20 protein-coding genes are annotated in these 25,979 nt (G+C 70.9%); 12 read left to right on the top strand and 8 right to left on the bottom strand.

The genetic code is table 11. From position 1 onward, the window contains the following. Positions 1-3: 3 nt before the first annotated feature. A complete protein-coding gene (gcvP, locus tag AC1RSJ_RS10490; protein ID WP_493118325.1) occupies positions 4-2,880 on the top strand; it encodes an aminomethyl-transferring glycine dehydrogenase in 2,877 nt (958 codons plus the stop codon). 94 nt (positions 2,881-2,974) lie between these two features. Here the strand turns inward: gcvP and AC1RSJ_RS10485 are convergent, their stop codons facing one another. Further along, positions 2,975-3,733 (bottom strand): CPBP family intramembrane glutamic endopeptidase, encoded by a 759-nt coding sequence (locus tag AC1RSJ_RS10485; RefSeq protein WP_493118324.1) that lies wholly within the window; start codon positions 3,731-3,733, stop codon positions 2,975-2,977. A 227-nt stretch (positions 3,734-3,960) separates the two neighbouring features. On the opposite strand from AC1RSJ_RS10485, the gene AC1RSJ_RS10480 reads away from it, so the two are divergent. From AC1RSJ_RS10480 to AC1RSJ_RS10465, 4 genes are all read left to right on the top strand, one after another. Further along, on the top strand, positions 3,961-5,622 hold the full coding sequence (locus AC1RSJ_RS10480; RefSeq protein WP_493118323.1) for a peptide ABC transporter substrate-binding protein: 1,662 nt from the start codon (positions 3,961-3,963) through the stop codon (positions 5,620-5,622). Positions 5,623-5,729: 107 nt separating this feature from the next. Continuing rightward, on the top strand, positions 5,730-6,659 hold the full coding sequence (locus tag AC1RSJ_RS10475) for an ABC transporter permease (protein ID WP_493118322.1): 930 nt from the start codon (positions 5,730-5,732) through the stop codon (positions 6,657-6,659). Continuing rightward, the gene (locus AC1RSJ_RS10470) at positions 6,649-7,599 is read left to right on the top strand and encodes an ABC transporter permease (RefSeq protein WP_493118321.1); all 951 of its coding nucleotides are present in this window, start codon (positions 6,649-6,651) and stop codon (positions 7,597-7,599) included. The genes AC1RSJ_RS10475 and AC1RSJ_RS10470 overlap by 11 nt, the downstream gene beginning before the upstream one ends. Next, positions 7,596-9,317, top strand: coding sequence for a dipeptide ABC transporter ATP-binding protein (locus tag AC1RSJ_RS10465; protein WP_493118320.1), 1,722 nt, complete (start codon positions 7,596-7,598; stop codon positions 9,315-9,317). Before AC1RSJ_RS10470 ends, AC1RSJ_RS10465 begins: the two co-directional genes overlap by 4 nt. Positions 9,318-9,339: 22 nt before the next feature. On the opposite strand, the gene AC1RSJ_RS10460 is transcribed toward AC1RSJ_RS10465, so the two are convergent. Genes AC1RSJ_RS10460 through AC1RSJ_RS10445 form a run of 4 tightly spaced genes read right to left on the bottom strand, consistent with a single transcriptional unit; the run spans position 9,340 to position 13,949 of the window. Further along, positions 9,340-9,963, bottom strand: a complete 624-nt coding sequence (locus AC1RSJ_RS10460) for a hypothetical protein (RefSeq protein WP_493118319.1) — start codon at positions 9,961-9,963, stop codon at positions 9,340-9,342. Further along, positions 9,960-12,035 carry an ABC transporter ATP-binding protein gene (locus AC1RSJ_RS10455; RefSeq protein ID WP_493118318.1) on the bottom strand — a complete coding sequence of 692 codons (2,076 nt, stop codon included), beginning with the start codon at positions 12,033-12,035 and terminating at the stop codon, positions 9,960-9,962. Before AC1RSJ_RS10455 ends, AC1RSJ_RS10460 begins: the two co-directional genes overlap by 4 nt. Further along, the gene (locus AC1RSJ_RS10450) at positions 12,028-12,969 is read right to left on the bottom strand and encodes an ABC transporter permease (protein WP_493118317.1); all 942 of its coding nucleotides are present in this window, start codon (positions 12,967-12,969) and stop codon (positions 12,028-12,030) included. The genes AC1RSJ_RS10455 and AC1RSJ_RS10450 overlap by 8 nt, the downstream gene beginning before the upstream one ends. Then, on the bottom strand, positions 12,969-13,949 hold the full coding sequence (locus AC1RSJ_RS10445) for an ABC transporter permease (RefSeq protein WP_493118316.1): 981 nt from the start codon (positions 13,947-13,949) through the stop codon (positions 12,969-12,971). The genes AC1RSJ_RS10450 and AC1RSJ_RS10445 overlap by 1 nt, the downstream gene beginning before the upstream one ends. 282 nt (positions 13,950-14,231) lie before the next feature. On the opposite strand from AC1RSJ_RS10445, the gene AC1RSJ_RS10440 reads away from it, so the two are divergent. The 4 genes from AC1RSJ_RS10440 (at position 14,232) to AC1RSJ_RS10425 (ending at position 20,451) form a co-directional block, all read left to right on the top strand. Continuing rightward, entirely contained in the window at positions 14,232-15,944 is a 1,713-nt protein-coding gene (locus AC1RSJ_RS10440; RefSeq protein ID WP_493118315.1) for an ABC transporter family substrate-binding protein, read from the top strand. A 128-nt stretch (positions 15,945-16,072) separates the two neighbouring features. Continuing rightward, complete coding sequence (locus AC1RSJ_RS10435; RefSeq protein ID WP_493118314.1) at positions 16,073-17,842, top strand: ABC transporter family substrate-binding protein; 1,770 nt, start codon at positions 16,073-16,075, stop codon at positions 17,840-17,842. Between the two features lie 91 nt (positions 17,843-17,933). Further along, on the top strand, positions 17,934-19,856 hold the full coding sequence (gene typA, locus AC1RSJ_RS10430) for a translational GTPase TypA (protein ID WP_493118313.1): 1,923 nt from the start codon (positions 17,934-17,936) through the stop codon (positions 19,854-19,856). A 103-nt stretch (positions 19,857-19,959) separates the two neighbouring features. Then, a complete protein-coding gene (locus AC1RSJ_RS10425; protein ID WP_493118312.1) occupies positions 19,960-20,451 on the top strand; it encodes a hypothetical protein in 492 nt (163 codons plus the stop codon). A gap of 19 nt (positions 20,452-20,470) precedes the next feature. On the opposite strand, the gene efeB is transcribed toward AC1RSJ_RS10425, so the two are convergent. The 3 genes from efeB to efeU form a co-directional block, all read right to left on the bottom strand. After that, the gene (gene efeB / locus AC1RSJ_RS10420; protein WP_493118461.1) at positions 20,471-21,715 is read right to left on the bottom strand and encodes an iron uptake transporter deferrochelatase/peroxidase subunit; all 1,245 of its coding nucleotides are present in this window, start codon (positions 21,713-21,715) and stop codon (positions 20,471-20,473) included. A 128-nt stretch (positions 21,716-21,843) separates the two neighbouring features. After that, on the bottom strand, positions 21,844-23,082 hold the full coding sequence (gene efeO / locus AC1RSJ_RS10415; protein WP_493118311.1) for an iron uptake system protein EfeO: 1,239 nt from the start codon (positions 23,080-23,082) through the stop codon (positions 21,844-21,846). 44 nt (positions 23,083-23,126) lie between these two features. After that, positions 23,127-24,005, bottom strand: a complete 879-nt coding sequence (gene efeU, locus AC1RSJ_RS10410) for an iron uptake transporter permease EfeU (protein ID WP_493118310.1) — start codon at positions 24,003-24,005, stop codon at positions 23,127-23,129. Positions 24,006-24,120: 115 nt separating this feature from the next. Here efeU and AC1RSJ_RS10405 point away from each other — a divergent pair, with 115 nt between their 5' ends. Genes AC1RSJ_RS10405 through dapC form a run of 3 tightly spaced genes read left to right on the top strand, consistent with a single transcriptional unit; the run spans position 24,121 to position 25,978 of the window. Next, on the top strand, positions 24,121-24,543 hold the full coding sequence (locus tag AC1RSJ_RS10405; protein WP_493118309.1) for a hypothetical protein: 423 nt from the start codon (positions 24,121-24,123) through the stop codon (positions 24,541-24,543). A 9-nt stretch (positions 24,544-24,552) separates the two neighbouring features. Further along, entirely contained in the window at positions 24,553-24,870 is a 318-nt protein-coding gene (gene fdxA, locus AC1RSJ_RS10400) for a ferredoxin (protein WP_493118308.1), read from the top strand. A gap of 10 nt (positions 24,871-24,880) precedes the next feature. Continuing rightward, positions 24,881-25,978, top strand: coding sequence for a succinyldiaminopimelate transaminase (gene dapC / locus AC1RSJ_RS10395; protein ID WP_493118307.1), 1,098 nt, complete (start codon positions 24,881-24,883; stop codon positions 25,976-25,978). Position 25,979: the final 1 nt, after the last annotated feature.

Raw genomic sequence — 25,979 nt, 5'->3', positions numbered from 1 at the left:
CCGATGACGGACTCCTTCGCCGACCGCCACATCGGCACCGACGCCGTCGACCAGCTGGAGATGCTCCAGGCGGTCGGCTACGACTCGATCGACGCGCTGATGGATGCGGCCGTGCCGGCCTCCATCCGCCTCGCGCCCGACGCCCCGAGCGTGCTGCCGCCGGCCGCAACCGAGCGGGAGGCGCTCGCCGCCCTCCGCGGTCTCGCCCGCCGCAACACGGTGCGCACCGCGATGATCGGACTCGGCTACTCGGGCACCGTCACGCCGGCGGTCATCCAGCGGAACGTGCTCGAGAACCCGAGCTGGTACACGGCCTACACGCCCTATCAGCCGGAGATCTCGCAGGGCCGCCTCGAGGCGCTCATCAACTTCCAGACGATGGTGTCCGACCTCACCGGGCTCGCGACGGCGAACGCCTCCATGCTCGACGAGTCGACCGCCGTCGTCGAGGGGATGCTGCTCGCGCGCCGCGCCTCCGGGTCGAGCTCGAACGTGTTCCTCGTCGACGAGGACGCGCTGCCGCAGACCAAGGCGCTGCTCGAGCACCGCGCCGGCGCCGTCGGCATCCGGCTCCACTACACGGCCTACGACCTCACCCCGCCGCCCGCGGACCTCGATGTCTTCGGCGCCTTCATCCAGTACCCGGGCGCCTCCGGTCGCGTCTGGGACCCGACGGAGGTGATCGCCGCGGTCAAGGCCCAGGGCGGCGTCGCGGTCGTCGCCGCCGACCTGCTCGCCATGACGCTGCTCACGCCGCCCGGCGAGCTCGGGGCCGACGTCGCCGTCGGCACGAGCCAGCGGCTCGGCGTGCCGATGGGCTTCGGCGGACCGCACGCCGGCTACATGGCCGTGCGCGCCGGCCTCGAGCGCCAGCTCCCGGGACGCCTCGTCGGCGTCTCGCAGGACTCGGACGGCTTCCCGGCCTACCGGCTCTCGCTGCAGACCCGCGAGCAGCACATCCGGCGCGAGAAGGCGACGAGCAACATCTGCACCGCGCAGGTGCTGCTCGCCGTCATGGCGTCGATGTACGCCGTCTACCACGGGCCGCAGGGGCTGACGCGGATCGCGCGGGGCGTGCACCGCGAGGCGATCAACGCGAAGGCGCGGCTGAAGGCGACCGGCCTCGAGGTCGTGGAGCATCCGTTCTTCGACACGCTGCTCGTCCGGGTTCCGGGGGAGGCGGACACCGTCATCGCGCGGGCGCATGACGCCGGCGTGCTCTACGGCCGCGTCGACGCGGACACCGTCCGGCTCGCCTTCGACGAGACGATGATCGGCGACGCGGCGCTGATCGACACGGTGCTCGCGCCGCTCGGCGCCGAGGCGCTCGCGGGTCGGGAGGTCGGCACCTGGCGGCCGGCGTCGCCCATCCCCGAGCCCCTCGCCCGCACCAGCGCGTTCCTCGAGCACCCCGTCTTCACGACCCATCATTCCGAGACCGGCATGATGCGCTACCTCAAGCACCTCGCCGACAAGGACTACGCGCTCGACCGCGGCATGATCCCGCTCGGCTCGTGCACGATGAAGCTCAACGCGGCCACCGAGATGCAGGCCGTCACCTGGCCGGAGTTCGCCGACGTGCACCCGTTCGCCCCGGCAGAGGACGTGGCCGGCTACCTCGAGCTGATCGGCGACCTCGAGCACTGGCTCGCCGACGTCACCGGCTACGACGCCGTCTCGCTGCAGCCGAACGCCGGCAGCCAGGGCGAGCTGGCGGGCCTCCTCGCGATCCGCGCCTATCACGCGTCCCGCGGCGACGCGGCGCGCACCGTGTGCCTCATCCCGTCGAGCGCGCACGGCACGAACGCCGCCAGCGCGGTGCTCGCAGGCATGCGGGTCGTGGTCGTGGCGTGCGACGAGCTCGGCAACGTCGACCTCGGCGACCTCCGCGCGAAGGTCGCGGAGCACGCCGAGACGCTCGCCGCGCTGATGATCACCTACCCGTCGACGCACGGCGTCTACGAGCACGAGGTGCGCGCGGTCACGGACGCGGTGCACGAGGCCGGCGGCCAGGTCTACGTCGACGGCGCGAACCTCAACGCGCTGCTCGGCTACGCCCGCTTCGGCGACCTCGGCGGCGACGTGTCGCATCTCAACCTGCACAAGACGTTCTGCATCCCGCACGGCGGCGGCGGACCCGGCGTCGGGCCGGTCGCGGCCAAGTCGCACCTGGCGCCGTTCCTGCCGGGGCATCCGATGGCGCAGGGCCCGACGGCCGGCGGCGCCGAGTACCTGGTGAGCGCCGCGCCGTACGGCAGCCCGAGCATCCTGCCGATCTCGTGGTCGTACGTGCGGATGATGGGCGCGGACGGCCTCCGTCGCGCCACCGGCGCCGCCGTGCTCGCCGCGAACTACATCGCCGTGCGCCTCCGCGACGCGTTCCCCGTGCTCTACGCGGGCGACCACGGCCTCGTGGCGCACGAGTGCATCCTCGACCTCCGTCCGCTCCGGGCGGAGACCGGCATCACGGTCGACGACGTCGCGAAGCGACTCATCGACTACGGCTTCCACGCGCCGACGATGTCGTTCCCGGTCGCGGGCACGCTCATGGTCGAGCCGACCGAGAGCGAGGACCTCGCCGAGATCGACCGGTTCATCGACGCGATGCTCGCCATCCGCGCCGAGGCCGACCGGGTCGCGGCGGGGCACTGGCCGGCGGACGACAACCCGCTCGTGCACGCCCCGCACACGGCCCAGAGCGTGATCGTCGGCGCCGAGGAGACGGGGGAGTGGGCGCATGCCTACACCCGCGCCGAGGCGGTGTACCCGGTGCGCGCGCTCGTGCACGGCAAGTACTGGCCGCCGGTGCGCCGCATCGACCAGGCCTACGGCGACCGCAACCTCGTGTGCGCCTGCCCGCCGGTGGAGGCCTTCGCCTAACCCCGACGCCGACCGCGTACGCGTGTGTCGACTGCGCACCGTCGAACGTGCGCAGTCGACACACGCGTACGCGGAACGGGTTGAGGACCGTCCGTCAGAACAGCGACGGGAAGGTCTGCGCCGCCCAGGGGTACCCGACGAACACGACGGCGTCGATGAACGTGTGCGCGATCACGAGCGGCAGCAGCCTGCCGAAGCGCGTGTAGAGCCAGCCGAAGATCACGCCCATGATCAGGTTGCCGGCGAACCCGCCCCAGCCCTGGTACAGGTGGTAGCTGGCCCGGAGCACCGCCGTCGACAGGATGATGGTCCAGCGGCTCCAGCCGGCCTCGCGGAGTCGGGCGAACAGGTAGCCGATGACGATGACCTCCTCCTGCAGCCCGGCGCGGAGGGCGGACAGGAGCAGCACGGGCACGGTCCACCAGTGCGGATCGAGCCCGGCCGCGTCGACCTTCACGGCGAGCTCGAGCGCGCGGGCGCCGAGATACACCCCGATGCCGCCCGCGCCGATCACGACGGCGAGCGCGAGGCCCCAGAGGGCGTCGCGACCGGGCCGGCGGAGGTCGATGCCCAGCCGGGCGAGATGCGGCCGCGCCGGGTTCCAGAGCAGGTACACGACGAGCGCGACGGGCACCAGGTCGCCGACCAGCGAGAGCAGGTTGTAGATCAGGTCGAAGACGGCCAGGTCGCTCAGCGTCGGGTTCAGCGTGGTGCCCTGGTCGGCGATGGTCTGGTGCCGCTGCGCGGCCCGCACGTACGCCTGCACGAGGTTCGTGATCGAGTAGAGCGCCGACAGCCCGAGCGACAGCCCGAGCACGATCGCGACCTCGGCGTAGATGCGGCGGCGGGTCATCCTGCGGTGCTCCGGCGCTCGGATGCACGGAGCAGCCGCGCCTCGACGCAGTTATCCGTCATCCATCGCCTCCTGCACGCACGGATCCGCCGTGTTCGTTTCCGTCAGGTAACGTTTGCCACGCTCGGTTTGGTGCCCGGCCTCAGGCTACCTAGGGTTTCCCTAGAAAACGGCCGGGGTGACGCATGCCCTCAAGCCGCGAACAACTCTGCACAGGAGGAACATCAGTGCGCATCTCACGTACGGGGCTCGCCGCCGGCGCGATCATCATCGCCGCGGCCGTCGCCCTCACGGGCTGCTCGACCGGGGGCTCCAGCGGCGGTGGCAAGGACAGCTACATCACCGCCAACGGATCCGAGCCGCAGAACCCGCTCATCCCGACCAACACCAACGAGGTCGGCGGCGGCAAGATCCTCGACGCGATCTTCGCGGGCCTGGTCTACTACGAGGCGGACGGCACCCCCGTCAACGACCTCGCGCAGTCGATCACGACCGACGACTCGCAGACCTACACGATCAAGATCAAGGACGGCTTCACCTTCACCAACGGCGAGAAGGTCACCTCCGACTCCTTCATCGACGCGTGGCAGGACGGCGCCCTGCTGTCGAACAAGCGCCTGAACTCGTACTTCTTCGAGGACATCCAGGGCTTCAGCTACGACGAGGACAGCCCGCTCACCGGCCTCAAGAAGGTCGACGACTCGACCTTCACCGTGGCGCTGAAGTCGAAGCTGGCGGACTTCCCGCTGCGTCTCGGCTACTCGGCGTTCTACCCGCTGCCGAAGTCCGCGTTCAAGGACGGCGTCGTCACCAAGGCGTTCGGCGAGAACCCGGTCGGCAACGGCCCCTACGAGCTCGACGGCGGCAAGAAGGCCTGGCAGCACAACGTCCAGATCGACCTCGCGACGAACCCGGACTACAAGGGTCACCGCAAGCCGGTCAACAACGGCCTGACGATCAAGTTCTACGCGACGCAGGACGCGGCCTACTCCGACCTGCTCTCGGGTGACCTCGACGTGCTCGACGCCCTGCCGGAGTCGGCGCTGTCGACGTACAAGAGCGACCTGGGCGACCGGTCGTTCAACACCCCGGTGGCCGTGTTCCAGTCGTTCACGATCCCGTCGGACACGACCAACTACGTCGACAAGACCGCGTTCGCGCACTTCGTCGGCGACGAGGGCAAGCTGCGCCGCGCGGCGATCTCGATGGCGATCGACCGCAAGACGATCACCGACAAGATCTTCGACGGCACCCGCACGCCGGCGAAGGACTTCACCGCCCCCACGATCGACGGCTACAAGGCCGGCCTCGAGGGCTCCGACGTCCTGAACTACGACGAGGCGAAGGCGAAGGACCTGTGGAAGCAGGCCGACGCGATCTCCCCGTGGTCGGGCGACTTCAAGATCGCCTACAACACCGACGGCGGTCACAAGGGCTGGGTCGACGCGGTCTGCAACGGGCTGAACAACATCCTGACCGGCATCAACTGCTCGGGTGACGCCTACCCGACGTTCGCCGAGGCGCGCACGAAGATCTCGAAGAACGACCAGGGGCAGCGTGCGATCACGACCGCCTTCCGCTCGGGATGGCAGGCCGACTACCCCGGTCTGTACAACTTCCTGGGGCCGTTGTACGCCACCAACGCCAGCTCGAACGACGGCGACTACTCGAACCCCGAGTTCGACAAGCTGATCTCCGAGGGCTCGCAGGCCACCGACAACGACGCGGCCAACGCGAAGTTCCAGGAGGCCGAGACCGTGCTGTTCAAGGACCTGCCGGCGATCCCGCTGTGGTACTCGAACGTCACCGGCGGCTTCAGCGACAGCGTCTCCGATGTGAAGATCGACTGGCACAGCGTGCCGATCTACTACCAGATCAAGAAGAAGTAGCTCCAGCACTTCTTCACCCGCGGGGCGGCAGCGCGAGCTGCCGCCCCGCACCCGTGACCGCCACCTAGGAAGTTCCGCTCATGATCCGACGTCGGGCCCGTTGACCCATGGTCTTCTACGTCATCCGCCGAGTACTGCAGGCGATCCCTGTCCTGCTCGGCACCACGTTCCTCATCTACTTCATGGTCTTCGCCATGCCGGGCAACCCGGTGCTCGCCCTCTTCGGCGACAAGGCCCCCAACCCGGCGCTGCTGAAGCAGCTGACCGACCAGTACCACCTGAACGAGCCGTTCATCGTGCAGTACCTCTACTACGTGCGCGATGTCTTCACCGGCAACTTCGGCATCTCGTTCTCCGGTCAGTCGGTGAACGACATCCTGGTGCGCACGTTCCCGGTGACCGCCCGACTGGCGCTCATGGCCGTCGTGATCGAGATGATCGTCGGCCTCGCCGTCGGCCTCGTCGCGGGCCTGCGCAAGGGCAAGCTCTTCGACGCGGGCTCGCTCGTCGTCAGCCTGCTGTTCCTGTCGGTGCCGATCTTCGTCGTCGCGTTCCTCGGGCAGTTCTTCCTCGGGTTCAAGCTGGGCTGGTTCAAGTCGACGGTCGGCGCCGACGCGTCCATCCCGAACCTGATCCTGCCGGCGCTCGTGCTCGCCTCGACGCTCGTCGCCGTGAACATCCGACTCACCCGCTCGTCGGTGATCGAGACGCTCGGCAACGACTTCGTGCGCACCGCCTACGCGAAGGGCCTCCCGCGCCGCCGCGTCATCCCCGTGCACGTGCTGCGCAACTCGCTCATCCCGGTCACTACGCAGCTCGGCGCCGACTTCGGCGTGCTGCTCGTCGGCGCGACCGTCACCGAGGGCATCTTCAACGTGCCCGGAGTGGGCAACACCCTGTATCAGGCGATCATCCGAGGAGAACGGCCCACCGTCGTGTCGTTCGTGACGGTGATGGTGCTGCTGTACCTCGTCGTCAACATCCTCATCGACCTGCTCTACGCCGTTCTCGACCCCAGGATCCGCTATGTCAAGTAAGGCCCCGCTCTCGGCGGACCACTTCGTCGCGGCCGTCGAGGAGACCCCGGTCGCCGCCGTCGACCAGGTCTCGCTCTCGACCCGCCGCTCCAACCTCTGGATCGATGCATGGCGCGACCTCCGCAAGCGCCCGCTGTTCTGGGTGTCGTCCGTGCTCATCGTGCTCGTCGTGCTCGTCGCGCTGTTCCCGAGCCTCTTCACGGCGCTGAGCCCCACCTACTGCCAGCTGGTCAAGAGCAACGAGCCGGCCGACGCGACGCACATCCTCGGCTACAACAAGCAGGGCTGCGACGTGTACGCCCGCGTGATCTTCGGCACCGGCAACTCGCTCGCGGTCGGCCTCATCGTGATCGCCCTGTCCGGCATCACCGGCGCGGTGGTCGGGTCGCTCGCCGGCTTCTTCGGCGGCTGGGTCGACAGCGTGCTCATGCGCATCGGCGACATCTTCTTCTCGATCCCCTACATCCTCGCGGCCGTCGTGATCATGTCCGTGCTCTCGCAGTACGTGAACGTGTTCGTCGTGGCCCTGGCGATCGGCGCGTTCACGTGGCCGTCGACGGCGCGCGTCATGCGCTCCGAGGTGCTGCGGGTCAAGAACTCCGACTTCGTCACGGCGGCGACCGCGCTCGGGCAGAACCGCTTCGGCATCCTGGTCAAGCACGTGCTGCCGAACTCGATCGCCCCGGTGCTCGTCGTCACGACGCTCTCGCTCGCGGCGGCGATCACGGCGGAGGCGACCCTGTCGTTCCTCGGCCTCGGGCTCGGCAGCAACGCCGTGTCGTGGGGCGGCGACATCTCCGACGCGCAGCGCGATCTGCGTGTGAACCCCACGACGCTGATCTGGCCGTCGGCCGCGCTGACGATCACCGTGCTCAGCTTCATCCTGCTCGGGGAGACCCTCCGCGACGCGCTCGACCCGAAGGCGAGGGCCACCCGATGAGCGAGGCCACCCCGCTGCTCGACATCCGCGGACTCGAGGTCGAGTTCCGCACCCAGCGCGGCATCGTGAAGGCGCTGAAGGGCGTCGACCTCACGATCCAGCACGGCGAGACCGTCGCGATCGTGGGCGAGTCCGGCTCCGGCAAGTCGACCACCGCCGCGGCGATCATCGACCTCCTGCCCGGCACCGGCCGCATCTCCGGCGGGCAGGTGCTCTTCGAGGGCGTCGACCTCGCCACGGCGTCCCGCGCCCGCATGGAGTCGATGCGCGGCCGCGACATCGGCTTCGTGCCGCAGGACCCGATGTCGAATCTGAACCCGGTCTGGTCGATCGGCTTCCAGGTCGAGGAGACGATCCGCGCGAACGGCATCGCGACGGAGAAGAAGGACGTGCGCCGCAAGGCGATCGAGGTGCTCAAGCAGGCCGGGCTCGGCGACGCCGAGCAGCGGCTGCACCAGTACCCGCACCAGTTCTCCGGCGGCATGCGCCAGCGCGTGCTCATCGGCATCGGCCTCTCCGGCGACCCGAAGCTGCTCATCGCGGACGAGCCCACCTCGGCGCTCGACGTGACCGTGCAGCGCCGCATCCTCGACCACCTCGAGTCCCTGACCGGCTCGTCCGGCACCGCGGTGCTCTTCATCACGCACGACCTCGGCCTCGCGGCCGAGCGCGCCGAGAAGCTCGTGGTCATGTACAAGGGCGTGATCGTCGAGTCCGGCCCGTCGCTCGAGGTGCTGCAGAACCCGCAGCACCCGTACACGAAGCGGCTGCTGGCCGCGGCGCCGAGCCTCGCCTCGCGCCGCATCCAGTCGGCCGCGTCCGATCTCGGCGCGCTCGCGCACGTCGACGAGGCGGATGCCGGCAGCGTCGACCTCATCACCGCGGCGGAGGCGCGCGCCGAGCACCAGGGCGCGCCGGATGCCCCGGCGCTGATCGAGGTGAAGAACCTCTCGAAGGTGTTCAAGATCCGCCAGGGCGGGTTCCGCAGCATCGACTTCACCGCGGTCGACGACGTCTCGTTCTCGATCCCGCGCGGCACCACGATGGCGCTGGTGGGGGAGTCCGGCTCGGGCAAGTCGACGGTGGCGAAGCTGCTGCTCGGCCTCGAGACGCCGACGTCCGGCTCGCTGCAGGTCGGCGGCCGCGAGGTCGGCGGGCTCCGCGGCAAGGACCTGCTGGCCCTGCGCCGCGTCATGCAGCCGGTGTTCCAGGACCCGTACGGCTCCCTCGACCCGCTCGTGAACATCGGCAACACGATCGCCGAGCCGCTGAAGATCCACGGCGTGGGCGACCGCGAGTCGCGTCGCAGCCGGGTGACCGAGCTGCTCGACCAGGTCGCGCTGCCCGTGGAGCTGGCGGACCGCTACCCGAACGAGCTCTCCGGCGGGCAGCGGCAGCGGGTGGCGATCGCCCGCGCGCTCGCGCTGAAGCCCGAGATCATGGTGCTCGACGAGGCCGTCTCGGCCCTCGACGTGCTCGTGCAGGCGCAGATCCTCCAGCTGCTGGCGGAGCTGCAGAGCGAGCTCGGGCTGACCTACCTGTTCATCACCCACGACCTGGCGGTGGTCCGCGTGATCGCCGACAGCGTCTGCGTCATGGAGAAGGGCCGGGTCGTCGAGGCCGCGACGACGGACGAGGTGTTCGGGTCGCCGCAGCAGCAGTACACGCGCGACCTGCTCGACGCGATCCCCGGCGCCGGCATCCAGCTCGGGGTCTGAGCCGCGGCGTTTCGCGCCGTCCTCAGACCAGGGCGGCCACCACGACCAGCGCGACGAGCGCTGCCGTGATGGCCGGGATGTGCCAGTCGACGCTCGAGACGACCTCGCCACCGCTGACGGACGGCGCGCGTCCGGCCCGGTCGTCGCGTTCGGCCGCCGCGGTGCGCCAGCGCGCGATCACGAGGTCGACCGGCGGCAGCGCGGTGCGGGAGGACCGCCCGCGGCCCGGCTGATGGGCCGTGTGCTGCTCGCGCAGCGCCGATCGCGGCGCACGGTCGATGCCGGCGGTCGGCGCGCCCCACGAGCGCAGCGACTGGCCGTCGTCGAGCTCGGCGCGCAGCTGGAAGCGGCTCGTCAGGTGCGCGATCCGGTCCCACGGCACGAGGTGGCGCGTCCACACGTTGACGATCTCGAGCCGCTCGCGCGTCACGATGATGCACGGCCGCACGAGCACGACCCAGATCAGCCAGAGCGCGAGCGCGAGCCACGGCAGCGCGCGGAGGGCGACGGGCACGTTGCCGCGCACGACCGCGTCGACGAGGAGCAGGATCGCGATCGCACCGGAGCCGCCGAGCAGCCACCATCCGGAGCCGCCGCGCAGCACGAGCCGCTCCGGCCGGGCTGCGGCGGGAGGAGCCGTGCTCACGCGACCGTGACCTCGAGCAGCTCGTCCTCCGCCCAGTGGCAGGCGACGTCGCGGCCGTGCACCGGGCGCATGGCGGGGTCGTCGCTCGCGCAGCGCGCCTGGCGGTCCTCGGGCAGCAGCTTGTAGAGCGGGCAGCGGCTGCGGAAGTTGCAGCCGCTGATCTCGTCGAGCGGCGACGGCAGGTCGCCCTCGAGCAGCACCCGGCGGCGGGCCCGCTCGACCGCCGGGTCCGGCACCGGCACCGCGGAGAGCAGGGCCTTCGTGTACGGATGCCGCGGGTCGGAGAAGATCGCGTCCGCCGGCCCGTACTCCACGATCCGGCCGAGGTACATGACGGCCACGTCGTCGGCGATGTGCCGCACCACGGCCAGGTCGTGCGCCACGAACAGGTACGACAGGCCGAGGCGGGCCTTGAGATCCTCGAGCAGGTTCAGCACACCGGCCTGGATGGAGACGTCGAGCGCCGACACCGGCTCGTCGAGCACCACGATCTTCGGCTCCACGATCAGCGCGCGGGCGATGCCGATGCGCTGTCGCTGGCCGCCCGAGAACTGGTGCGGATAGCGGTCGGCGTACGACGGCTCGAGGCCCACCAGCTCGAGCATGCGTGCGACGCGGCGGGCGCGCTCGTCCTTCGGCACCCCGGTGACGGTGAGCGGCTCGGAGATGATGTCGCCGACGCTCATGCGCGGGTCGAGCGAGGCCATCGGGTCCTGGAACACGATCTGGATCTCGCTGCGCAGCTCGCGACGCTGCTGCGCCGTGAGCTTCGCGGTGTCGACGCCGTTGACGGCGACGCGACCGGACTCCGGCTTCGCCAGCTCCATGAGCTCGAGGATGGTGGTGGTCTTGCCGGAGCCGGACTCGCCGACGAGGCCGAGCGTGGTGCCGCGGCCGATGCGCAGCGACACGCCGTCGACGGCGCTCACCGTGCCGATGCGGCGGCGGAACACGCTGCCCTTCATCACCGGGAAGGTGCGGTGCACATCCGACAGCTCCACGACGGAGGTGCCGGACTCGTCCTCGCGGATCGCCGGCGGGACCTCGGCCGGGCGCGGGAAGATCTCGCCGCGCGGCAGGGTGCCGGCGACGATCTCGTCGGTGCGGATGCACGCCGCGAAGTGCTCGCCGCGGCCGGTGACGTGCTCGAGCGGCGGCTCCGCCGTTCGGCAGCGCGCGATGGCGGCCGGGCACCGGTCGGCGAACGGGCAGCCGGTCGGCAGCGCGGTGAGCAGGGGAGGCCGTCCCTCGAGCGGCACGAGGCGCTCGCTGCGCGGCGCTGCCATGTTCGGCATCGAGCGGAGCAGCCCGATCGTGTACGGCATCGCGGGGGCGGCGAACAGCTCGTCGACGGGCGCCCGCTCCACGATCCGGCCGGCGTACATCACGGCGACGCGGTCCGCGTTGCCGGCGACGACGCCGAGATCGTGCGTGATGAGCACGACGGCGGCTCCGGTGATGGACTTGGCCTCCTGCAGCACCTCCAGGATCTGCGCCTGGATGGTCACGTCGAGGGCCGTCGTCGGCTCGTCGGCGATGATGAGCTTCGGATTGTTCGCGATCGCGATCGCGATCATGGCGCGCTGGCGCATGCCGCCGGAGAACTCGTGCGGGAACGAGTCGACGCGCCGCTGCGGGTTCGGGATGCCGACGATGCGGAGCAGCTCGACGGCGCGGGTGCGCGCCGCCTGGCGGCTCAGCGCGCGGTCGTGCAGCAGCAGCCCCTCGGCGATCTGCTGGCCGATGGTGTAGACGGGCGTGAGCGCGGAGAGCGGGTCCTGGAAGACCATCGCGATCTCGCTGCCGCGGATGGCGGAGAGCTCGCGGTCGCCGAGCCCGAGCAGCTCGCGGCCCTCGAACCGGATGCTGCCCCGCACGTCGGCCGTGCCGGGCAGCAGCCCCATCACCGCGGTCGACGACACGGACTTGCCGGAGCCGGACTCGCCGACGATCCCGAGGAACTCGCCGGGGTTGACGTCGTAGCTGATGCCGCGGACGGCGTAGACCGGGGATGGCCCGTCGGCGCCGAAGGTGACGCTGAGGTCCTTGACGCTGAGGAGGGGGTCAGTCACGGTTCGCTCCCGAAGTGGGGTCGATGGCGTCGCGCAGCGCGTCGCCGAGCAGGCTCGTGGCCAGCACCGTCACGATCAGCACGGAGGCGGGCAGGATGAACAGCCAGGGCCGCGTGACCGCCGCCGCGGATCCGGCGGCGAGCAGCGTGCCGAGCGAGGTGTCGGGCGGCTGGATGCCGAAGCCGAAGTAGCTCAGCGTCGACTCGAAGATGATCGCGGCGCCGACGCCGAGGGTGGCGTCGATGATGAGCAGCGAGGCGACGTTCGGCAGGATGTGCCGGCGGATGATCGTGAACGGCCCGACGCCCATGTAGCGCGCCGCCTTCACGAAGTCGCGCTCGCGCAGCGACATGGTCTGCCCGCGGATGACGCGGGCCATCACCATCCAGCTGAAGATCGCGATGAAGATCACGAGCACCAGCCAGCTGAGCTGCTTGAAGGCCGGGCTCACCAGCACGAGGATGAAGAACGAGGGCACGACGAGCAGCAGGTCGATGATCCAGACGATCACGCGGTCGAGCGTCCGGCCGAAGTAGCCGGCGATCGCGCCGACGATGCCGGCGATGAGCGTGCCGAGCGGGCCGGCGATGAGGCCGATCAGCAGCGACTTCTGCAGGCCGACGAGCGTCTGCGCGTAGACGTCCTGGCCGATGTCGTTCGTGCCGAACCAGTGCGCGGCGGTCGGCGGCGAGCGGAACGCGAGCACGTCCGAGTCCTCGGCGTTGTACGGCCAGAGCAGCGGGCCGACGTACGCCCAGAGCAGCAGGAACGCGAGCGTGACCGCGCCGATCCAGGCGCGCTTGGCGCGGAAGGTGCGGCGGATGACGCCCGGGCGCTGGCCGCCGGCGACGACGGCCTCCTGCTCCCCGGAGTCCGCGCCCGCGGCGGCGTCGACGGTGGTGGTCGTCGGGTCGTGCGACGTGGGATCGGTCATCAGATCCTCACTCTCGGGTCGAGGGCCGCGTAGAGCACGTCGGCGAGGGTGCCGGAGATGAGCACGAGGATCGAGGTGAACAGGATCGTGCCGGCGGCGCCGTTGATGTCGTTGTTGCCGATGGTGTTGATGAGGTACTCGCCCATCCCGTGCCAGCTGAAGACGAGCTCGGTCACGCTCGCGCCGGTGAGGATGAGGCCGAAGGAGTAGGCGAAGAACGTCGACATCGGGATGAGCGCGACGCGCACGCCGTGGCGCATGAGCGCGGAGGCGCGGGTGCGGCCCTTCGAGCGGGCGGTGCGGATGTAGTCCGCGCTCATCACGTCGAGCATCGCCGAGCGCTGGTAGCGGGAGTAGGAAGCCACCGCGATCACGGTGAGGGTGATGGTGGGCAGGAGCAGATGCTCCAATCGGTCCTCGACGCCGGGCCAGAAGCCGGTGATGCCCGGTGTGTACTCGCCGGTGAAGTTGATGAGCTGCACGCCGGTGCCGCGGTTCACCGCGGTCGTCAGCACCATGAGCAGCACGCCGATGACGAAGGTCGGCGTCGCCAGGATCACGAACGAGGAGTAGGTGGTCACCTGGTCGGGTGCCCGGTACTGCTTGACCGCGCCCCAGACGCCGATCAGCACGCCGATGATGGCGCCGAGGATGGTGCCGATCACCAGCAGGCGCAGGCTGGTGCCCGAGCGCGCGATGATGTCGGCCGTCACCTCGGTGCCGCGAGTGCTCCGGCCGAGCGAGCCCGTGGTGAGGAGGTGCCCGAACCACGTTCCGAGCCGTGCGACGAGCGGCACGTCCGGGTTCGTCCCGAGCCGGTCGAGCGCGGTGTCGATGGAGGCCTGGGGGACCGGCGGGTTCCGGCCGAGGAAGCGCGAGGCCGGGTTCAGCGTGAGGCTGACGAGCAGGTAGCCGAGGGCCGTGGCGACGGCGCTGAGGGCGATGTAGTTCAGCAGCCGCTTGACCAGGAATCCTGCCACGTGTGACCTGCCCGTTCGTGAGAGCGCATCGGCGCGCGTTCTGGTGAGAACCTACCCCGTCGTGAGGGGAGCGCCGTTCAGGGAAGCCCGGCGGCTCGTGCCGCCGCGTACTGGCAGGATCCGTCGAACTCGTTTCGGGCACGTTACACGGTCGATGCCGTCAGATAACAAACCGTCATCGAAAGCGCTTACGCGGCTCCGATCGGTGCAGGATGTACGGGACGTCCGCGTCCCCCGACCAGGGGGACGCCGGCGGATTCCTCTTCACCGAAAGGATCATCGATGGTCTTCACGCGCAAGACGGGGCTGGTGATCGCGGCAGTCGCCGCGGTCGCGATCGGCCTCGCCGGCTGCTCGGGCGGCGGCTCCACGAGCCAGAGCAGCTCCCCCTCCGAGGAGGCTCCCAAGCTTCCCGGCACCGGTTGGGAGCGAGCCGACTACGACGCGGTCAAGCAGGGCGGCACCCTCAACCTGCCGGTCGACGCCACGCCGCTCAACTGGCAGGTCTCGAACCTCGACTCCGGCACGGTCGACGACGCCCTCCTCACCGGCCTCTACCTGCCGAGCTTCGTGCAGTACAAGGAGGACGGCACCTGGGAGGTCAACAAGGACTACGCCGAGTCGGTCGAGCTGACCAGCGAGGACCCGCAGGTGGTCGAGGTGAAGATCAACCCGGCGGCCAAGTGGTCCGACGGCACGGCGATCAGCGCCGACGACGTCGCCGCCAACTGGGGCGCGCTCAACGGCACCAACGAGGACTTCGCTCCGGTGTCGACGAACGTGTGGAAGGACATCAAGTCCGTCGAGGCCGGCGACAGCCAGCAGGACGTGAAGATCACCTTCGCCGACAAGAACGCCGACTGGCCGTCGATCCTCACGGCGCTCTACCCGAAGTGGGCGGTCGACACCCCGGACCACTTCAACAACCTGTGGAAGAACCTCCCGGTCGCGGCCGACGGCACGACCATCGTGTCCGGCGGTCCGTACATCGTGAAGTCGTACGACGCCAACGCGCAGGTCGTCACCTTCGCGCCGAACCCGGCGTGGTGGGGTGAGAAGCCGAAGCTCGACAGCATCGTGTTCAAGGCCGTGTCGCGCAACACGCAGGCGCAGGCCTTCGCGAACAAGGAGATCGACGCGTTCGACCTCCACGGCTCGGCTGACGCGTACAAGACGGTCCAGGGCCGCTCCGACGCCGACGTCCAGCGCTCGCTCGGCACCACCTACCGCCACGTCACGCTCAACGGCACCGCCTCGGTGTTCAAGGACGTGAAGGTGCGCCAGGCGTTCGCCAAGTCGCTCGACCGCACCGTGCTCGCCAACGCGATCCTCGGCGGCGTCGAGAGCCCCGTCACGCTCCTGAACAACCTCATCTACCTGCCCGGTCAGAAGGGGTACCAGAACGACGCGGAGTCGGTCATCGGCACCGACGTCGACGGCGCGAAGTCGCTGCTCAAGGATGCCGGCTACGACACCGGCGGCACCTACGCGAAGAAGGGCGGCAAGGACCTCACGGTCCGGTTCGTCATCCCGTCGGAGAACCAGAACTCGGCCAACATCGCGCAGCTCGTGCAGCAGCAGTCGAAGAAGGCCGGCTTCAAGGTGAACATCGACGTCGTGCCGAGCGCCGACTTCTTCGCGAAGTACATCACCACGGAGACTCGCGACTTCGACGCGACGTACTTCGCCTGGCAGGGCACCCCGTTCCCGATCTCGAGCACCGAGTCGATCTTCTACCCGGCCGACTCCGGGCAGAACTTCCCGGGTGTGACGAACAAGAGCCTCGGGGCCGACTGGAAGAAGGCGAACGCCGAGCTCGACACCGACGCCCGCATCAAGGACGCGCAGGCGATCGACAAGAAGCTCGTGAAGCTCGTCACCACCGTGCCGCTGTTCCCGGAGCCGTTCACCTACGGCGCCGTGAAGGGCCTCGTGAACTACGGACCGTCGCAGTTCGAGAGCGTCAAGTGGGAGACGGTCGGCTTCAAGAGCTGACCCTCCTCGCACACCGGACGGCGGCATCCCCTCGGGGGTGCCGCCGTTCGGCGTCCCGGCCCGTCACGCCCGCGTCGTGCGGCGTCCTCCCGGCCAGCCGCGCGGCGAGCGCCGGTAGACTCGCCGGAATGAGAGCGCGCGCCACCGCCCTGCTCGCCGTCGTCGGCGTGATCGTCGCGGGGCTCGCCGGATGCACCACCCCGCCCGCCCCCGACGGCACCGTGACCGTGGCGGTCTCGGAGCCGCTCACCTCGCTCAACGCGGACACCGCCTTCGGCGACACGCGGACGAACTCGATCGTGGCGCACCTCACCGGCAGCGGCTTCGGCTACTACGACGCCGACGACCACCTCGTGCGCGACGAGTCGTTCGGCAAGGCGGAGATCGTCTCCCGCGACCCGTTCCGGGTGCGGTACACGATCGCCGACGCGGCCACCTGGTCGGACGGCGAGCGCGTCGACGCCGACGACCTGCTGCTCGCCTGGGCCGGCAACTCGGGCTCGCTCAACACCAAGGGCTTCGACGCCGCGAAGTGGATCGATCCCGCCACCGGCGCGATCTCCGCGGACGCGCCGGCCGACGCCGTCTACTTCGACGGCGCCCCCGGCCCCGGGCTGCGCAGCACCGTCGGCGTGCCGCAGCTCATCGCCGGCGGCCGCGCGATCGAGGTCACCTACTCGGCGCCGTTCTCCGACTGGGCTGTGGCCATCGAGCCCGGGCTGCCCGCGCACGTGCTCGGGAGGTCGGCGCTGGGCGCCTCGGCCGACGAGGCCGCGGCGGCCGTCGGCTCCGCGATCGTCGAGAAGGACACCGCGAAGCTCGCGACGCTGTCGCGCGCCTGGAACGAGGCGGGCAACCTCGACGCGATGCCCAAGGACGAGGCGATCCTGGCCGCTTCCGGGCCCTACCGGATCTCGTCCATCGAGACCGGCGCCTCGGTCACGCTGACCGCCAACCCGGACTACTCCGGCGACCGCCGCCCGCACGTGCGGCGGATCGTGCTCAAGGTCGTGGCCGACCCGCTGCAGGCGGTGCAGCAGCTCGAGGACGGCACGGTCGACATCGCCACCCCGCAGCCGAGCGCCGAGGTGTTGACGAAGCTGCTCGCCGTGAAGGGCGCGCGCGTGACGCAGGGCGCCCAGGGCGTGTTCGAGCACCTCGACCTGCGCTTCACCGGCTCGAAGTCGGGCGCGTTCGACGACGAGCGCGTGCGCAAGGCGTTCCTGCTCACCGTGCCGCGCTCCGACCTCGTCGACACGGAGGTCGACCCGGACGCCCAGGTGCTCAACTCCTTCACGATGCTGCCCGGCAGCACCGGGTACCGCGACAGCGTGCGGATCAACGGCTCGGAGGACTACGCCCAGCAGGATCTGCAGGGCGCCGTCGACCTGCTCGACCAGGCCGGCGTCAGCGCGCCCGCGGTCTGCATCCTCTTCGACCCCGCGAACCCGCGCCGCGTCGCCGAGTTCCAGCAGATCAAGGCCCAGGCGGAGCGCGTCGGCTTCCAGGTGACCGACTGCTCGACGCCCGACTGGACGAGCGTGCTCGGCCAGGAGGGCGCCTACGACGCCGCCCTGTTCTCGTGGGACACGACGCACCTCGGCCCGACCGCGATCGCGGACGTGTACCGCTCCGACGCAGAGCTCTCGAACTTCTCGGGATATCGCAACGACGACGTCGACGCGCTCGTGGCGAAGCTCGCCACCACCGACGGCGCGGACGCGCAGGCGAGGATCCTGGGGCAGATCGACGAGCACCTGTGGGCCGACGCGTACGGCGTGCCGCTCTACCAGTACCTCGCCGTGGCGGGCATCGGGGAGCGCGTGCGGGGGGTCAGCCTGTCACCGCAATCCGACGGAGTCTTCTGGAACGCCTGGGAGTGGCGCGTCAGCGGGTAGACTAGAGCGGCCCGGTGCTCTCCGGGTCGCTCGCGGCGTCGACGGAGACCGTCCGATCGCGAGCCGCCGTCTCTCTCCCGGGAGTCCTCCCATGGCTCATGCCCTTCGCTCCGACGTGCGCAACGTCGCCATCGTCGCCCACGTCGACCACGGCAAGACCACGCTCGTCGACGCCATGCTGCGGCAGACCGGCTCCTTCGGCTCGCACGAGCACGTCGAGGAGCGCGCGATGGACTCGAACGACCTCGAGCGCGAGAAGGGGATCACGATCCTCGCCAAGAACACGGCGATCTCGTACTCCGGCAAGCACGCCGACGGCACGGCCGTGACGATCAACGTGATCGACACCCCCGGCCACGCCGACTTCGGCGGCGAGGTCGAGCGCGGCCTCAGCATGGTCGACGGCGTGGTGCTGCTCGTCGACGCGAGCGAGGGCCCGCTGCCGCAGACCCGCTTCGTTCTCCGCAAGGCGCTCGAGTCGAAGCTGCCCGTCATCCTCGCCGTCAACAAGACGGACCGCCCGGATGCGCGCATCGACGAGGTCGTCGAGGAGAGCCACGACCTGCTGCTCGGCCTCGCCTCCGACATGTCGGACGACGTGCCCGACCTCGACGTCGACGCGCTGCTCGACGTGCCGGTGGTCTACGCCTCCGGCCGCAACGGCGCCGCGAGCTGGAACAAGCCCGCGAACGGCGAGCTGCCCGACAACGACGACCTCGAGCCGCTGTTCGACGCGATCCTCAAGCACGTGCCGGCCCCGTCGTACGACGACGAGGCGCCGCTCCAGGCCTGGGTGACGAACCTCGACGCGTCGCCGTTCCTCGGCCGCATCGCGCTGCTCCGCGTCTTCTCCGGCACGCTGAAGAAGGGCCAGACCATCGCCCGGGTGCACCACGACGGCACCTCGTCGCGCGTGCGCATCACCGAGCTGATGAAGACCCGCGCCCTCGAGCGCTACCCCGCCGAGGAGGCGCACGCCGGCGACATCGTCGCCATCGCGGGCGTCGAGGACATCATGATCGGCGAGACGATCGCCGACCCCGACGACATCCGGCCGCTGCCCGCGATCGAGGTCGACGAGCCGGCGATCTCGATGACGATCGGCACGAACACCTCGCCGATCGTCGGCAAGGTCAAGGGCCACAAGCTCACGGCCCGCATGGTCAAGGACCGCCTCGACCGCGAGCTCGTCGGCAACGTCTCGCTCCGCGTCGTCGACATCGGCCGCCCGGACGCCTGGGAGGTGCAGGGCCGCGGCGAGCTCGCGCTCGCGATCCTCGTCGAGAACATGCGCCGAGAGGGCTTCGAGCTCACCGTCGGCAAGCCGCAGGTCGTCACCCGCACGATCGACGGCAAGGTGCACGAGCCCTTCGAGCACCTCACCATCGACACGCCGGAGGAGCATCTCGGCGCGATCACCCAGCTGCTCGCGGCGCGCCGCGGCCGCATGGAGAACATGTCGAACCATGGCACCGGCTGGGTGCGCATGGAGTTCGTGGTGCCGTCGCGCGGCCTCATCGGCTTCCGCACCGAGTTCCTCACCATCACCCGCGGCACCGGCATCGCGAACGCGATCTCGCACGGCTACGAGCCGTGGGCCGGCTCGATCGTGACCCGCGTCAACGGCTCGATCGTCGCCGACCGCGCCGGCTCGGTCACCCCGAACGCGCTCGTCGCGCTGCAGGAGCGCATGTCGTTCTTCGTGAAGCCGACGCAGGAGGTCTACGAGGGCATGGTCATCGGCGAGAACTCGCGCGCCGACGACATGGACGTGAACATCACGAAGGAGAAGCAGCTGACGAACATCCGCTCCTCCACCTCCGACAACTTCGAGAAGATGACCCCGTCGCGGGACCTGACGCTCGAGGAGTGCCTGGAGTTCGCCCGCGAGGACGAGTGCGTCGAGGTGACGCCGGAGGTCGTGCGAATCCGCAAGGTGGTGCTGAACTCCAGCGACCGCGCCCGCTCGCTGTCGCGGCAGAAGCGCCAGGACGCGTCCGTCGGCGCATCCTGATCCGAAGGATCCCCGCGTTCCGGGCCAGCCCTCACGTGCCGTCGGCACGCCGCGGGCTAGGCTGACCGGGTCCGTCACCGAGCCCCCCGGGAGTCACCGAGACATGCGCCTGCGCCCCGCACCCCGCGTCGTCGTCGTCGCGATCGCCGTCGGCGTCGCGGTGGGCGGCATCGGCTCGCTCGGCGGCTGCAGCCTCGCCCGGAACGTAGTGGAGGGCGCCTCGGGCGGTTCCGTCGACATCGGCGGCAAGGGGCTGCCCAAGGGCTTCCCGGCGGATGCGGTGCCGCTCGCGCAGGGCGACGTCGTCTACGGCGCCGGACTCAAGACGGATGACGGCCAGGGCTGGAACGTCGCCGTCGCCGTGGCCGGACTCGACGCCTTCGAGCCGATCGTGACGCAGCTCACCGGCGCCGGCTACGCGCAGAGCACCGCGGGCCGCGACGACACGGGCGCGACGGGCACCTTCGCGAAGGCGCCGTACACGGTCATGGTGCTCGTCTCGAAGGACGCCTCGGACGGCTGGACGGCGACCTACACGGTCACCCGCACCGACCCGACCGCGAGCCCCACGCCGACGGCGCCCGCCGGCGGCTGACCCGGCCACCGCACCGGGATCAGGCGAACAGGGCCTGCCCGATGTGCCGGCCCTCGCCGACGCCCGCCGGGATCGCGAACACGGCCGAGCCGACGTGCTTGATGTACTCGTTCAGCGCGTCGCGGGCCAGCGCCCGCTGCACCGTCACGAAGTGCGCCGGGTCGCGCTGGTACGACAGGAAGAACAGCCCGGCGTCGAGGCGCCCGAGCTCGTCGTTGCCGTCCACGTAGTTGTAGCCGCGGCGCAGCAGCCGCACGCCGTCGAGCTGGTCCGGGTGCGCGAGCCGCACGTGCGCGTCGGTCGCGATCGCCTCCGCGCCGGCCTCGCGCTTCGCGAAGTCGGGCTGCGTGAACTCCGAGCCGCCGGAGAGCGGGGCGCCCTCGCCCTTGTCGCGGCCGATGACGCGCTGCTGCTCCTCGAGCCGGGTGCGGTCCCAGCTCTCGATGATCATGCGGATCTTGCGCGCCACGAGGTAGCTGCCGCCGGTCATCCAGGCGGGGCCGTCTGACTCCGGCACCCAGACGTGCCGCTCGAGCGCCTCGGTCTCCTCGGCCTTGATGTTCGCCGTGCCGTCCTTGAAGCCGAACAGGTTGCGGGGGGTCGCCTGGGTCGTCGAGGTCGACGAGGTGCGTCCGAAGCCGAGCTGCGACCAGCGCAGCGCCGCGCGGCCGAACGCGATGCGCGACAGGTTGCGGATCGCGTGCACGGCGACCTGCGGATCGTCGGCGCAGGCCTGGATGCAGAGATCGCCGCCGGTGAGCCCGGGCAGCAGCGCGTCGCCGGAGAACCGGGGGAGGGGCGACAGCGCGTCGGGGCGGCGGTCGGCGATGCCGTAGCGGTCCTCGCCGTCGGCCGTGCTGAAGAGCGTCGGGCCGAAGCCGAACGTGAGCGTCAGCGCGCTCGCCGGCAGGCCGAGCGCCTCGCCGGTGTCGTCCGGCGGGGCGGTCAGCGGCCCGTCGACGGCGCCGCCGTCGCCGATCGGGATGCCCTCGGTCATCGCCACGGCGGCCAGCGTCCAGTCCTGCAGCAGCGAGACGAGGTCGTCGCGGCTCGTGCCGGCGGCCATGTCGAAGACCGCGAAGTGCAGCCGGTCCTGCGCGGGCGTGACGATGCCGGCCTGGTGCGCGCCGTGGAACGGATGCACCACCGACGACGGGGTGCCCGACGACGCGATCCCCGCGGCGATGGCCGCGGCCCCGCCGCCGCCGGCCGCGAGCCCTGCGGCGCCGGCGCCGAGCAGTCCGAGCAGGCCGCGCCGCGACATCCGCTGCGGTGCCGTGCCCGGCTCGACGGCGGGTGCGGGGGTCGGTGCATCCGGCTGCTGCGCGGACGCGGCGGAGCCCTCCGGACCCGGGATCGGGTCCGGAGGGCTCGCCTGCCGGTCGTGCTCGGTCACGCCTCGGGGACGTCCAGCACCGTGTGCGTCAGCTTGGAGAGGGGCTCGGCGAGGGCGTTCACGGCGTCCGAGAGCTCCTTCCGCTGCGCGTCGTCGACCTGATCGTAGGTCTGGTAGCCGGCGTCGAGCGAGCCGTACTGCGCGAGCGCGGTCTTCAACGCGGCGAAGCGGTCCTCGATCCGGCGCACCAGCTCGGCGCCGGCAGCGCTCTTCGCGGCGGCGATGTCCTTCACGGTGCCGAACGCGACCTCGGCGCCGTCGACGTTCGCGGCGAAGTCGGCGAGGTCGGTGTGCGACCACCAGTCCTCCTCGCCGCTGATCTTGCCCTTCGAGACCTCGTCGAGCAGGCCGATGGAGCCGTTCGAGATGTCGGCGATGCTCACCGAGAAGCCCTTCGCGTGCACGACGTCGTAGAGCTGCTGCACGTCGGCGACGAGGCCGTCGGCGAAGGCGGCGCGCTGCGCGGGCGTCGACGGCGTCCAGCCGGCGAGGGCGTCCGTGCCGTCCGAGTTGAGGTCGCCGGGTGCCGGCGGCCAGAGGTCCTTCTCGATGCGGTGGAAGCCGGTCCAGTCCAGACCCTCGGCGGCCGCGTCGACCTCGCGGTAGTCGATCTTCGGGTCGAGGTCGCCGAACGCCTCGGCGGTCGGCTCGATGCGCTCGTACGGGATGCGGGTGGCGGCGAACAGCGACTTCGCGGTCGCGTCGTCACCGGCCTCGTAGGCGGCCGTCAGCGCGGCCACCTTCGGCACGAGCTCCTCGGTCTGCGACTTCACGTAGCCGATGTAGCTCGTGACGGCCGCGGCGACCTGCTTCTTCTCGCTCGCGGTGACCGCGACCTCGGCTCCCGTCACCGTGAACTTGGTCACGCCCACCGGGTCGCCCACCTGCTGGAACTTGCACGCCGTGTAGTAGTCGCCCGGCTGCAGCTGGGCGACGTACTTCACCGTCTGGCCCGGCGTGATGTTCTCCTTCTCGCCGACGATGCGGAGCTTGTCAGCGGCGAGGATCTCGAACTCGTTCACATCGGTGCCGTTGTTCGTGATCGTGAAGGTCACGACGCCGGAGCCGGCGGTCGACTCCGAGACGGCGCAGCTGTCGTCGGCGATGTCGACGTCGAGCGCGGTGCGGGCGCCGGCGGCACCGGCACCCGTTCCGGTGCCGTTCGGCACGCAGCCGGCGAGCGCCAGCACCACGAGTCCGGCGGCCGCGACGAGCGGCAGGGGGCGGATGGACATGGGTCTCCTGTCGGGGGTGCGCGGCCGGACGGCCGCGGCGGGGGTCAGAGGGAGCGGGCCTCGGCGGGCGCCGGCGCGGCGGCGGAGGCTGCGGCGACCGGGGCGACGGCGGGCCGCGGGGCGGCGGCGCGGCGCTGGCGGAGCAGGAACAGGGTGCCGACGACCGCCGTGTAGGCGATCCAGACCACGACCTGCAGCCAGGTCGGCTCGGCCGTGACGTTGAAGAGCCCGGCGAGCAGGATGCCCCACCAGCTGGTCGGCGGCAGGACGGCCGCGATGCTGTAGGCGTGCACGCCGACCCCGGGCAGCACGCCGGCCTCCTGCAGGTCGCCGACGCCGTAGGCGAGCACGCCCGCGGCGACGATGACGAGCAGCGCACCGGTCCAGGTGAAGAACCGGCCGAGGTCGATGCGGATGACGCCGACCGAGATGAGGATCGCGATCACGACGGCGGTGAGGATGCCGAGCACCGAGCCGACGAACCCGACGAGGAGCCCGCCGGTGCTCGCGCTCGCCCACACGAACAGGGCCGTCTCGATGCCCTCGCGGCCGACGCTGACGATGCCGAGCACGACGAGGGCGATGGCCGAGCCGCCGAGCGCGGTGTCGACCTTCTGCTGCAGCTCGGTCTTGAGGCCGCGGGCGTGCCGCGCCATCCACGTGATCATCCAGGTGACCAGGCCGACGGCGACGATGGAGAGCGAGCCGCCGATGACCTCCTGCGCCTGGAACGACAGGCCGTAGGGACCCCAGGTCAGGATGGCGCCGACGCCGAGCGAGAGCGCGATGGCGCCGGCGATGCCGATCCAGAGCTTCGGCAGCAGGTCGCGGCGGCCGAGCCGGCCGAGGTAGGCGACGAGGATGCTGACGATGAGTCCTGCCTCGAGGCCCTCGCGCAGGCCGATCAGGTAGTTGGGGAGCAACGTGGGCGCCTTCGGGATCGGGAGGCTCCGGGCAGCACCCGTCCGGAGCGGAACGGAGGTAAGCCTAGCCTAACCCCGGAGGTCGTCAATCCCGGCGGCGGCTACCCTCGGGATCGTGCCCTCCCGCCGCGATCCGCTCGACCTCGTCGTCGGCGTGATCGCGGGGCTGCTCGCCCTGATCGTGGGCGCGTTCGCCGGCACCGTCACGACCTTCGTGCACCGGCAGCTCGTGCTGCAGCTCGGCCCGGTGCCCGTTCCCCTCGGGCTGCTCGCGGGCCTCGTCATCATCGCCGCCGTGGTGGCCGGGTTCCGCCTTGCGTTCGGCAGCCGTGCGGTCGGGCTCGCCGCGGCGGCCGGCGCCATCGCCGCGATCGGCGTGCTCGCGCTGCCCGGCGCGGGCGGCTCCGCGCTCGTGCTCGGCGACGCGCTCGGCTGGACCTGGGCGCTCGCGCCCGCGCTCGCCGTCGTGCTCGTGCTGCTGCCTCCGTTCCGGTCGCCGTCGGGCGGCCTGTCAGGAGCGGGCCCGCGCGGCGATTAGGATCGGGGGGTGACCTACGTCATCGCCCTTCCCTGCGTCGATGTGAAGGACCGCGCCTGCATCGATGAGTGCCCCGTCGACTGCATCTACGAGGGCGATCGGATGCTCTACATCCAGCCCGACGAGTGCGTCGACTGCGGTGCCTGCGAGCCCGTCTGCCCCGTCGAGGCGATCTTCTACGAGGACGACCTGCCCGACGAGTGGCGCGACTACTACACCGCGAACGTCGAGTTCTTCACCGAGGTGGGCTCGCCGGGCGGCGCCGCGAAGGTCGGCGTCATCGCCGGCGACCACGCGCTGATCGCCGCGCTGCCGCCCCAGGCCTGAGCCCGCGCGGATGGCGCTCGACCTCCCCGACTTCCCCTGGGACGCGCTCGTCCCGGCTGCCGACCGGGCGCGCACGCATCCGGACGGCATCGTCGACCTCTCCGTCGGCTCGCCCGTCGACCCGACGCCCGACTCCGTGCGCCGTGCGCTGACCGAGGCCACGGACGCGCACGCCTACCCGCAGACCGCCGGTTCGCCGGAGCTGCGGGCGGCGATCGTCGACTGGTTCGCACGCCGCCGCGGGGTGCCGGACCTCACCGTCGCGAACGTGCTGCCGACCATCGGATCGAAGGAGCTCATCGCGACCCTGCCGACGCTGCTCGGGCTGGGGGCGGACGATGTCGTCGTGCAGCCCTCGGCGGCCTACCCGACGTACGCCGTCGGCGCGGCCATCGCCGGGGCGAGCGCCGTCGCGGCGGACGACCCGGACGACTGGCCGGAGGGCACCCGACTCGTGTGGCTCAACTCGCCGGGCAATCCCGACGGCCGCGTGCTCGGCGTCCCCGAGCTGCGCCGCGCCGTCGAGCGGGCCCGCGAGATCGGCGCCGTCATCGCGAGCGACGAGTGCTACGCCGAGCTGAACTGGGCGGGCGACGAGCCCACGCCGAGCATCCTGCACCCCGAGGTGACCCGCGGCTCGCGGCGTCTCACGCTCGCCGTCTACTCGCTGAGCAAGCAGTCGAACCTCGCCGGCTACCGCGCCGCCTTCGCGGCCGGCTGCAGCGACCTGGTCGGCGAGATCCTGCAGGCGCGCAAGCACGCCGGCCTCATGCCGCCCGCGCCGGTACAGCACGCGATGGTCGCGGCGCTCGCCGACGAGGCCTCCGTCGCCGAGCAGCGCGAGCGCTACCGCGCCCGCCGCGAGGTGCTCGCGGGCGCGTTGACGGCGGCGGGATTCCGCATCGACTCCTCGACCGCGGGCCTGTACCTCTGGGCGACCCGCGACGAGGACTGCTGGAGGACGGTGGACGCGCTGGCCGCCATCGGCATCCTCGTCGCGCCCGGCGCGTTCTACGGCGACGCCGGCGCGCGGCACGTGCGCGTCGCCCTGACGGCGACGGACGAGCGCATCGCGGCCGCGGCGACGCGCCTCTCGAGCCTCGCCTAGG

Source organism: Schumannella sp. GW821-FHT10F01 (assembly GCF_058809295.1).
The sequence above is the reverse complement of the archived record's forward strand: the minus strand, read 5'-3'. Positions and strand labels throughout refer to the sequence as shown.